Raw genomic sequence first — 9,410 nt, 5'->3', positions numbered from 1 at the left:
TGCGGACGCGGAAGGCGGCCATAAGCGAAAGAGAAGGCCGGCAGGGGCCGGCCGGGGATGCCAAAGCGCATCCATCCCTGGGAAGAGCACCCTATGCTCAGAACATTTCATCCCACCTTGAGGCCCACCCCGAACGGCAGGCCGGGCACGTGAAACCCCGGCCTGCTCCCGCCTGCCCGGCGGGAGAAAAGAAGGAGAAAGCGATGAAGACCCCTTATGAGCACTGGGCCGCCCAAAAGCTCAGGGAGCGCGCCCGCTGCGCGGTGGAGCCCTCCCTGGCCTGCATCCCCTTGAGAGACGACCCCATCTGCCGCGCCTGCTGGGGGGACCAGTCCCCTTTTAAAGACCAGGCGGACCAGTCCGCTCCCAAAGAGGACCAGTCCCCCTCTCAGAACAACCAAACCCTTGACGAAAAGGCGAGGGGATGAGCAGGGACCCGGAGGCGCTTCAGCCTGTCGTGAGGCGAAGGCTCAATCATCTTCTTGAGGCGGCAAGGGAGCGGGGGCTTGAGGTGCTCGTCACCTCCACGGCAAGGACCGGGGCCGAGCAGGCGGCCCTCTACGCACAGGGGAGAAAGCCCCTGGATGCGGTCAACGCCCTTCGGGCGGAGGCGGGGATGCCTTCCATCGCCCCGGGGGAAAACCGCATCGTCACCCGTGCGCGCACCTCGGTGCATGAGTTCGGATGCGCCTTCGACCTGGCCCTGGTGAAGGACGGCCGGGCGGTGTGGGACCCCGAGGCCGACACAAACCAAAACGCCCTGGCCGACTACCGCGAGCTGGGGCGGCTGGGGGAGGCCCTGGGCCTGACCTGGGGAGGGCGCTTCGGGCTGAGGGACTACGGGCATTTCCAGTACACGGGCGGGCTTACCCTGGCGGAGCTCCTGGCCGGCAAGACCAATCAAGCGGGCGCGGAGGGCGCCCGGGAAAACAAGGAGGACCCGATGAGCAATGCGAAGAAAGGCGTGAAGTCCAGCGAGTTTTACCTGGCCCTTCTGGGGGCGGTGCTCCCGGTGCTCAACTCGCACCTGGGGCTGAACATCCCGGTAAGCGGCATCATGAGCGTGGCCGGGGTCATCGTGAGCTACATCTTCTCACGCACGGTGGTCAAGAGCCGCACCTGATGCTGGAGCAGGCCTTCATAAAGGCGCTCATCAACGCCGGGGTGGGAGCGGCCATCGCGGTGGTCATCCTGGTGGGCCTGTACCGCATCGCCCGGGGGCTCGGGGAGAAGTTCATCGAGGCCGAGCACCGGCAGGCGGAGGCCATGGGGGCACAGGCCCAGTCCGTCGAGGAGCTGACCCGCTCGCTCAGCGACTTCATGGGGCGGGACTCCTCGGAGCACAGGGAGATACTGGTGCTCCTGAGGTTCATTGCGCAACAGCAGAAAGTTTTCGAAGAGGTGAGGGTTGAACACGACATCCGTAAGGAACAGGCGCATCCGCGCGCTGGCGCTTGAGCTTCTGAAGACGGCCTACCCCGGCGCGCTGGACCTCAGGGCCCTGCAGTTCGCCCTGGACAACCTGGGCTACCCGCTGCCGGAGGGCGAGATTGCGGCCCACCTGAGCTACCTGGAGGAGAAGGGCCTGGCGCAGCTCGAGAGGCGGAGCGGGTTCGGCTTCGACATCGCCTTCGCCCACCTCACCGCCCGGGGGTGGGACCTGCTGGACGGCCTGGTGGGCGAGAAGGGCGTGGAGGACGGAGAGCCATGAGCGGCGGGAAGAAGCTCTCCCTAGCGGAGGAGGCCCTGGAGGCCCTCAGGAAGAGGAAACAGGAGTACGAGGCGTATTTCGAGCAGAGGGTCCCCACCGAGGACAAGGGCATGGACAACCAGGCCCTGAACGCCTACACCAGCCTGGTCAAGACCCTGGTGGAGCTGGCACGGAAGGTGGGCGGCCCCGAGGAAGACCTGGACCCCCGCGAGATGCGGCGGGTGGCCGAGGAGATATTCGAAAGGGAATATGGCATCGAGCGGAAGAGACGCAAGAAGGCCTAGGCGCCGGCCCGGCGGGGGCCGGGGGATACTGCTGCCCTATCAGCGCCGCTACGTCTCGGACCCGGCGCCGCTTAAGATATGGCTTGCCTCGCGGCAGGTGGGCAAGTCCTTCTCGCTGGCCATGGAGGCCGTGATGGAGGCCCTTCGCGCGAGGTCCGCGAATCTCATCCTCTCGGCCTCGGAACGGCAGAGCCAGGAGGTGATGAAGAAGGTCCACGCCCACCTCCGGTGCCTCCGGGCCATATCGGCGCACACGGTGCACGCCGGGCGGGAGACCCGGGAGGAAGTGGAGCTTCCGGGCGGCTCACGGGTCATCTCGCTTCCGGCGAACCCGGACACGGTGCGGGGGTTCAGCGGCAACGTCTTCCTCGACGAGTTCGCCTTCCACCAGGACGCCCGGGAGATATGGCGGGCCATGTACCCCGCCGTGACCAGGGGCTACAAGGTGCGGGTGGCCTCCACGCCCAACGGAAAGCAGAACATGTTCTACGACCTCTGGAGCGGGAGGACGGGCCTTTCCTCGGCCTTCTCCCGGCACCGCACCACCATCCACGACGCCCGGGCGGAGGGGCTTGAGGTGGATATCGAGGCCCTCAAGCGGGGCATCATGGACCCCCTGGCCTGGGCGCAGGAGTTCGAGTGCGCCTTTCTGGACGAGGCCACGGCATTTCTTACCTACGAGATGATAGCCCACTGCGAGGACGAGGGGGCCCGCACGGAGTTCGGCGGAGAGGCGCTCGAATCGCAGGGGCCCGAGGCCCAGCTCTACCTGGGGGTGGACGTGGGCCGGCACCGGGACCTTACGGTCTTCTGGCTTCTTACGAAGGTGGGCGACGTCCTCTGGACGCGGGAGGTCAAGGAGCTTTCGAAATCTCCCTTCCGGGAGCAGAAGGAGGTGCTTTTTTCGTACCTCGACGGAAGTCTTTTCTCTTCAGGGGGATACGCAAGGGGGACCGAAGTCCCCCTTGCGAGAGGCTCAGGGGGATACACAAGGGGGACGGGAGACCGCTTGGAGGAAAGTTCAGGGGGATACATAAGGGGGACGCGAGGCCCCCTTATGGGAGAAGTCCCCCTTGTGCGCAGGTGCTCAATCGATGCCTCGGGCATCGGAGCGCAGCTTGCCGAGGAGGCGCGCGAGAGGTTCGGCGCGCGGGTGGAGCCCGTGGTCTTCGGCCCCAGGGTGAAGGAGAACCTGGCGCTTGTCCTGAGAAGGAGCTTCGAGGAGCGCACGGTGCGCATCCCTCCCGTGAGGGAGATACGGGAGGACCTGCACTCGGTCAGGCGGCTTACCACCGTGGCGGGAAACGTGCGGTACGACGCCGCCCGCACGGAGGGTTCCCATGCCGACAGGTTCTGGGCGCTGGCCCTGGCCCTGCATGCCGCGGAGGTCCCGCAAAGCCGGGTCTTTTACGAGAGGGTGGCCGGCAGGGCGGAGGGTTTTCGGAGAAACGGATGCTGGTAGAAGGAGGAGCGATGAGAAAGATGCGAAGAGGTGAAGCCCATGGCAGCGGGCAGGCTTAGGGAGCGCCCCCTCCTCCGGGAGGTGGGCACGCCGGGGCGTCCGCTCAGCTCCTACCCCTCCCGGGGCCTTACGCCGGAGCGGCTTGCCGCTGTCTTCAGGGAGGCCGACCAGGGGAACGTCTCCCGGCAGGCCGAGCTCTTCCAAGAGATGGAGGAGAAAGACGCCCACCTGGCGGCGGTGCTTCAGACGAGGAAACTCGCCGCGGCGGGCCTCGCGTGGGAGGTGGCCCCGGCCGGAGCGGGGGAGGAGGACGAGCGGGTGGCCGCCTTTGTGAGGGAGGCCCTCCGTGCCCTGGAGAACTGGGACGAGGCGCTCCTGGATGTGCTGGATGCCGTGGGAAAGGGGTTTTCGGTCCTCGAGATAATCTGGGAGGTGGCCGGGGGCCGGGTGCTGGCAAAGAGGCTCGCCTGGCGGCACCAGAAGAACTTCACCTTCATGGGCCGGGGCGGCCGGGGGGTGCTCGAAACACCCCGCCTTCTTACGGCCGGCGAGCCGGTCCAGGGCGAGGAGCTTGCCCCAAACAAGTTCGTCGTCCACCGGGTGAAGGCCCGCTCGGGGGCCGCCTCAAGGGGAGGGATACTGAGGCCCTGCGCCTACATGTACCTCTTCAAGAACTACACCCTCAAGGACTGGGTCGTCTTCAACAAGCGGTTCGCCCAGCCCCTGAGAGTGGGGAAGTACTCTCCCGGGGCCTCCGAGGAGGAGCGGCGGGTGCTCAGAAACGCCGTCTTCAACCTGGGGACGGACGCCGCGGCGGTCATCAGCGACCAGACGGTCATAGAGTTTCTGGACGTGGCGGCCAAGAGCCAGTCGGCGGAGCTTTATGAGGGGCTTGCGGCCTTTACCGACCGGGCCGTGTCCAAGGCGGTCCTGGGGCAGACCCTCACCACGGAGCAGGCCGGAGGGGCCTACGCCACGGCCAAGGTGCATCAGGAGGTAAGGCGGGACATCCTGGAGGCCGACGCCCGGGCCCTGGGCCGCACCCTCACCATGCAGCTCATTCGCCCCCTGGTGGAGTTCAACTTCGGGCCGGGCACGCCCCTGCCCCACCTGAGCTTCCAGCACGAAGAGGGCGAGGACCTCAAGGCCCCGGCCGAGACACTGAGCACGCTTCGGGGCATGGGGGTGGAGATACCGGATTCCTTCATACGGAGCCGGTTCGGCATACCGGCCCCCGAGAAAGGAGCCGAGTGATGGCAACGGATGCCGGGAGAGGCGGAAGGATGGACAAAGCGACCCTTGCTCTCGCGCTCGAACCGAAGGAGCGAGTATCCGCGGGGGAGGCGCATCTTCCCCTGCGCGAGAGCGAACCCGCGGCCTTTGCGCTTTCCCTTGTCTTGGAGGAGAGGGGGCCTGCGGGGGAGTCTGCGGGGGAGACGCAGTCTCCCCCGCACCTCATCCAGGTCATTCCCTGGGGGCGCCACGAGACCGAAAGGGGGGCCTTCCTCCTGGACCGCGATGCGGCGGACGCGGTGGTGCGGGACTTCGGGGAGCGCGCCAACGACATGGTGGTGGACTACGAGCACCAGTCCCTCACGGGTGCGGAGGCCCCGGCGGCGGGATGGATAAAGGAGCTCTTCGTGGTTCTGCCTGCGGACTCGCGGGGGGACGAAACTCCCCGGCGCTCTGCCGGCGTGTGGGCCCGCGTGCGGTGGACGGGGCGGGCGAGGAAATACCTCAAGGAGAAGGAATACCGCTATCTCTCCCCCGTCATCCTCAAGGACGCCCAAAGCGGACGGGTGCTGCGCCTTCTCGGTGCGGCCCTCACCAACCAGCCCGCCATAGACGGCATGGTCCCCCTCGTAAACAGGCGGAGCTCTTCTCCGGAGAAAGCGGCTGAAACATGCATCCCTCGAAAGGAGGACGAGATGGCGGAAGACGAAAGCCCCCAGAGGGCGGAACAGGCGGCGGCCCCCGGCGAGGTGCTCCTCGCCCTGGGCCTTGCGGAAGGGGTGAGCTGGGACGAGGTGACCGGGGCCATCACTGCCCTGCTTAGGAGAAGCGAACGCGCGGGCGCTCTGGAGCAGGAGGTCCGGGCCCTCAGGGAAGAGCTTTCGGAGAGGAAGGCCCGGGAGCTTGTACAGGCGGCCATGAAGGCCGGCAAGATCACCCCGGCCCAGAGGGACTGGGCCGCCGGGTACGCCGGGCGGGACCCCGAGGGGTTCGGCGCTTTCGTGGCCAAGGCCCCGGTCCTTCTTCCCCTGGGAGAGGGCTACCCGGAAAGGGCAGAGGCGGCCCAGGAGGGCCCCGGCGCCCTTCAGGCCGCGGTCAACCGTGCCCTGGGAATCGGCGAGGCGCTCTGGCGGAAACATAACAAGAGGGGATAGGCGAGGCCTTTACCCGCAAACCGTGAAGGAGGAGAAAAAGGGATGGCGGCACTTACCGAAGACAGAAACACACCCCGGCGGGAGGGCAGGGTCCTTTCGCTTCCGGTGGCAGGCGGGGAGACGATTTATGCCGGTGCTCTGGTGGCCCTGAACGCGGGGGGCTATGCCGCGCCGGGTGCGACGGCCACGGGCCTTCGCGGCCTGGGAAGGGCCGAGGCCCGGGCGGACAACTCCTCGGGCGCGGACAGCGCCCTGTCGGTGGACGTCCAGAAGGGCGTTTTCCGGTTCGCCAACGACGGGGCCGACCCGGTGGGCAGGGCGGACATCGGCACGGACTGCTACATCGTGGACGACCAGACGGTGGCCCGCACCGACGGGGCGGGCACGCGCTCGGTGGCCGGAAGGGTCATGGACGTGGATGCCGAAGGGGTCTGGGTGGCTTTCGAGTAGCGTAAGGGGGACTGACGTCCCCCTGTGTATCCCCCAAAGACGAATAAGGGGTTTTCGCATTCCCCTTACGTATCCCCCTGGCAAGGAACAGGGGAATTTAAAAAGGAGGCAGTGAATGATTATCAATCAGGCGTCCCTTCAGGCCGTGCAGGCGGGTTTCCGCACGGTCTTCAACGAGGCCCTGGAGGCCACCGCCACACAGTACGAGAAGGTGGCCATGGTCGTGCCCTCAAGCGTGAGGGAGGAGAACTACGCGTGGCTCGGGGCCTTCCCCCGGATGCGGGAGTGGGTGGGAGAGCGGCACATCAAGAACCTCAAGCTCCACTCCTACAGCATCCGGAACAAGGACTGGGAGGCCACCATCGAGGTGGACAGAAACGATATCGAGGACGACGCCCTGGGCATCTACCGCCCCATCGTGGCCGAGCTGGGCCGGGTGTCGGCTCTGCACCCCGACGAGCTGGTCTTCTCGCTCCTGGAGCAGGGCGCCACCACGCCCTGCTACGACGGGCAGAACTTCTTCGACACCGGCCACCCCGTGGGCGGCGGCACCGCGAGCAACCTGGGGGGAGGCGCCGGTTCGGCGTGGTACCTTCTGGATACCCGCAGGGCCGTGAAGCCCCTCATCTTCCAGTCCCGCCGGGAGGTGGAGTTCGCCAGCAAGGACCGCCCCGATGACGAGAACGTCTTCATGCGGAAGAAGTACCTCTACGGGGTGGACCGCAGGGACAACGCCGGCTTCGGCCTCTGGCAGTTGGCCTACGCGTCCCAACAGGTGCTGGACGAGACCTCCTACGGCGCGGCCCGGGCGGCCATGATGTCGCTCAGGGACGACGAGGGCTCCCCGCTGGGCGTGATGCCCAGCCTCCTGGTGGTGCCGCCCTCGCTGGAGGGGGCCGCGCGGGCCCTCCTCATGGACGAGAGAAAGGGCGACGGCACGGTGAACGAGTGGCGGGGGACCGCGGAGCTTCTGGTCTCCCCGTGGCTGAGCGACTAAGGGGGGCGGGTGGCTTACGCAAGCCTTGAGGACCTCAGGAAACTCCTTCCCCTGGGCACCCTGGTCGCCCTGACCGACGACGAGGGGCTGGGGACGGTGAACGAGGGCCGGGTGGAGGAGGCCCTCAAGCAGGCCCAGGCCGAGGTGGACGGCTATCTGGGGGGACGCTACCGCGTCCCCCTCTCCCCCGTGCCGGAGGCCGCACGGAGGCTCACGGCGGACATCGCCCTGTACAACCTCTACGCGCGCACCGTGGAGGCGATACCCGAGACGCGCCGGGAGAGGTATCGCAATGCGGTGAGGCAGCTCGAGGCGGTGGCCAGGGGGGAGATGTCCCTGGGGGTGGAGCCCGCGCCCTCGGCCCCCGCGGACTCCTCGGCCGAGAGCAGCACGCCCACGGACGGCCGCACGTTCTCGCGGGAGAAGCTGGAGGGGTTTTAGCGCGTAAGGGGGACTGGCGTTCCCCTTACGTATCCCCCAAAAGGCAATAAGTTTTTGTCGACAAGGAGGGGTTTGGGTGCGAAAGGGGATTCGGCAAGCAGAGAGGAGAGTCTCTCCCCCTTACGTGCCCCCCTCGGCAAGGATGGGGTGAAACAGTTGCACCGGGGGAACGCTCTTTTTGATTCTCTCAAGGCGGGCGGGTGGTTTCGGACTCCCGGCGCACCGAAGGAAGGAGGCATGAATGGCAACCATCAGTAAATCGTGGGCGACGGAAAACACCATCATGAACGCGGCGAGCGTCACCACGGGGACCTATTCGTCCGTCGTGGACCTCGTGACCAATGGCTACGAGGGTTCGGTGGTGACCATAGATGCAGACTTCCCGGCCTCCCCTACCGACGACCTTATTGTGGAGGTCTATTCCAGCAACGACGGGACGAACTTCGACGACACGCCCATCTTCAGTCAGCAGATAAGCAACGGCACCGACCCGAACCAGATAACCATCCTTCTCAAGGACCTGCCTGAGTTCAAGGTTCTGGCTAAGAGGTCGGGCTCCACCGACACCATCACCGTGACGATGAAGGAGAAGAGCTGGCGGTGGCAGTCCTCGTAAAACCTTTCAGAGGAACACAGCTCAACCGGAGCCATCCGCTGGCAAAGGGGCTTGTCGAGGCGTGGCCCATGAACGAGCTGGGCGGGAAACGGCTGTCGGATATGTGCAGCCAGAGGACCGCCTCTTTATCGGGAACTTCCTGGACCTCGGGTGCCTTGCGATTTGACTCGACATCTGATGTGGGGACAGTGCAAAGCAGCGGCTCTCCCATCTTGGCTGGCCGACCCGCTTTTACGATGGTTGCCCGTTTCAGGACGACTGCTACGTATCAGGGTGTTGGCCGTGGCCTGTACTCGGAACGCGAAAGTGCGACTCCCATCTTGAAGTTCGATATGCTGGACGGCGTGTCCCACCATTCCGCCCTGCTGACGGTCAGGGACGGCAGCAGCCACCTTCTGCAGGTGCGAGGCACAGTGGCTATAGACGATGGGAAGTGGCATACGGTGGCGATGGTTCTGGACGGAACCGTGGGATATGTCTATGTCGACGGGGTTCTGGACGCCACCAACTCCAACGGCAGTCTTGACATGACCGGCTACCCCACCGACACTCCCATCACCTTCGGCAATGACCCGGATGGTGCCGGGGATTTTCTTGGAGACGTGGATTTCTTTTTTGGTTATTCCCGCGCCCTTTCGGCCTCGGAAATAGCCTGCCTTACTGCAAACCCCTACGCCGTGTTCGAGGCTCCGCACAGGGCGTTTCGGTTCCATGCGGCGGGAGGCCTCATTGTGAAGGTCATCGCGGAGGAGGGCACAGGGACGGACGCCCTGCCGGGGCCGAGCGCCACGCTGGCCCTTGAGGACGCGGGCGCCGGCGCCGACGCCGTCGGCATCATCACGGAGGTCGTCAGGACCGTCCAGGACCTGGCAGCGGGCTCCGACCTGGTGGGGCGCGTCTCCGTATTCCTCTCCGTCTTCGATGCGGGCTCCGGAGGCGAGGCCCCGGGCATCGGCGTCAGCCTTTCCGTTTCAGAGGCCGGTGCCGGAGCGGATGCGGTCTCGGTCCTGGAGGCCGTCCTCAAGACGGTGGCCGATGCGGCCGTGGGGCTCGACACCATGG

Annotated in this window: 13 protein-coding genes; all 13 read left to right on the top strand. The window is 66.2% G+C overall.

Annotated elements, in window-relative coordinates; translation table 11 throughout:
* The first annotated feature begins 203 nt into the window (after positions 1–203).
* The gene (locus tag P8Y39_10910; GenBank protein MEJ2192835.1) at positions 204–428 is read left to right on the top strand and encodes a hypothetical protein; all 225 of its coding nucleotides are present in this window, start codon (positions 204–206) and stop codon (positions 426–428) included.
* Complete coding sequence (locus P8Y39_10905; GenBank protein MEJ2192834.1) at positions 425–1,123, top strand: M15 family metallopeptidase; 699 nt, start codon at positions 425–427, stop codon at positions 1,121–1,123. The genes P8Y39_10910 and P8Y39_10905 overlap by 4 nt, the downstream gene beginning before the upstream one ends.
* Positions 1,123–1,458, top strand: a complete 336-nt coding sequence (locus P8Y39_10900; protein ID MEJ2192833.1) for a hypothetical protein — start codon at positions 1,123–1,125, stop codon at positions 1,456–1,458. Before P8Y39_10905 ends, P8Y39_10900 begins: the two co-directional genes overlap by 1 nt.
* Positions 1,409–1,711 (top strand): hypothetical protein, encoded by a 303-nt coding sequence (locus tag P8Y39_10895; protein MEJ2192832.1) that lies wholly within the window; start codon positions 1,409–1,411, stop codon positions 1,709–1,711. Before P8Y39_10900 ends, P8Y39_10895 begins: the two co-directional genes overlap by 50 nt.
* Positions 1,708–1,995, top strand: a complete 288-nt coding sequence (locus P8Y39_10890; protein ID MEJ2192831.1) for a hypothetical protein — start codon at positions 1,708–1,710, stop codon at positions 1,993–1,995. The genes P8Y39_10895 and P8Y39_10890 overlap by 4 nt, the downstream gene beginning before the upstream one ends.
* Complete coding sequence (locus P8Y39_10885) at positions 1,961–3,457, top strand: terminase family protein (protein ID MEJ2192830.1); 1,497 nt, start codon at positions 1,961–1,963, stop codon at positions 3,455–3,457. The genes P8Y39_10890 and P8Y39_10885 overlap by 35 nt, the downstream gene beginning before the upstream one ends.
* 39 nt (positions 3,458–3,496) lie before the next feature.
* Positions 3,497–4,711 carry a DUF935 domain-containing protein gene (locus P8Y39_10880; GenBank protein ID MEJ2192829.1) on the top strand — a complete coding sequence of 405 codons (1,215 nt, stop codon included), beginning with the start codon at positions 3,497–3,499 and terminating at the stop codon, positions 4,709–4,711.
* A gap of 29 nt (positions 4,712–4,740) precedes the next feature.
* Entirely contained in the window at positions 4,741–5,844 is a 1,104-nt protein-coding gene (locus P8Y39_10875) for a phage protease (GenBank protein MEJ2192828.1), read from the top strand.
* Between the two features lie 42 nt (positions 5,845–5,886).
* Positions 5,887–6,294: a hypothetical protein gene (locus P8Y39_10870; GenBank protein MEJ2192827.1), complete on the top strand. Its 408-nt coding sequence runs from the start codon at positions 5,887–5,889 to the stop codon at positions 6,292–6,294.
* Positions 6,295–6,409: 115 nt separating this feature from the next.
* The gene (locus tag P8Y39_10865; GenBank protein MEJ2192826.1) at positions 6,410–7,291 is read left to right on the top strand and encodes a Mu-like prophage major head subunit gpT family protein; all 882 of its coding nucleotides are present in this window, start codon (positions 6,410–6,412) and stop codon (positions 7,289–7,291) included.
* Between the two features lie 9 nt (positions 7,292–7,300).
* A complete protein-coding gene (locus P8Y39_10860; protein ID MEJ2192825.1) occupies positions 7,301–7,732 on the top strand; it encodes a DUF1320 domain-containing protein in 432 nt (143 codons plus the stop codon).
* Positions 7,733–7,973: 241 nt separating this feature from the next.
* Entirely contained in the window at positions 7,974–8,348 is a 375-nt protein-coding gene (locus P8Y39_10855; GenBank protein MEJ2192824.1) for a hypothetical protein, read from the top strand.
* A gap of 236 nt (positions 8,349–8,584) precedes the next feature.
* The coding region (locus P8Y39_10850) for a LamG domain-containing protein (protein MEJ2192823.1) at positions 8,585–9,410 on the top strand (826 nt) is incomplete at its 3' end.

Source organism: Nitrospirota bacterium (assembly GCA_037386965.1).
In the GTDB taxonomy this organism is placed as follows: domain Bacteria; phylum Nitrospirota; class Thermodesulfovibrionia; order Thermodesulfovibrionales; family JdFR-86; genus JARRLN01.
This window is presented reverse-complemented; position numbering and strand designations above follow the sequence as displayed.

Excerpts from the sequence above, each read along its gene's own strand:
- P8Y39_10910 (MEJ2192835.1), top strand. The coding sequence starts at position 204 with ATGAAGACCCCTTATGAGCACTGGGCCGCCCAAAAGCTCAGGGAGCGC.
- P8Y39_10905 (MEJ2192834.1), top strand. The coding sequence starts at position 425 with ATGAGCAGGGACCCGGAGGCGCTTCAGCCTGTCGTGAGGCGAAGGCTC.
- P8Y39_10900 (MEJ2192833.1), top strand. The coding sequence starts at position 1,123 with ATGCTGGAGCAGGCCTTCATAAAGGCGCTCATCAACGCCGGGGTGGGA.
- P8Y39_10890 (MEJ2192831.1), top strand. The coding sequence starts at position 1,708 with ATGAGCGGCGGGAAGAAGCTCTCCCTAGCGGAGGAGGCCCTGGAGGCC.
- P8Y39_10885 (MEJ2192830.1), top strand. The coding sequence starts at position 1,961 with ATGGCATCGAGCGGAAGAGACGCAAGAAGGCCTAGGCGCCGGCCCGGC.
- P8Y39_10880 (MEJ2192829.1), top strand. The coding sequence starts at position 3,497 with ATGGCAGCGGGCAGGCTTAGGGAGCGCCCCCTCCTCCGGGAGGTGGGC.
- P8Y39_10875 (MEJ2192828.1), top strand. The coding sequence starts at position 4,741 with ATGGACAAAGCGACCCTTGCTCTCGCGCTCGAACCGAAGGAGCGAGTA.
- P8Y39_10870 (MEJ2192827.1), top strand. The coding sequence starts at position 5,887 with ATGGCGGCACTTACCGAAGACAGAAACACACCCCGGCGGGAGGGCAGG.
- P8Y39_10865 (MEJ2192826.1), top strand. The coding sequence starts at position 6,410 with ATGATTATCAATCAGGCGTCCCTTCAGGCCGTGCAGGCGGGTTTCCGC.
- P8Y39_10855 (MEJ2192824.1), top strand. The coding sequence starts at position 7,974 with ATGGCAACCATCAGTAAATCGTGGGCGACGGAAAACACCATCATGAAC.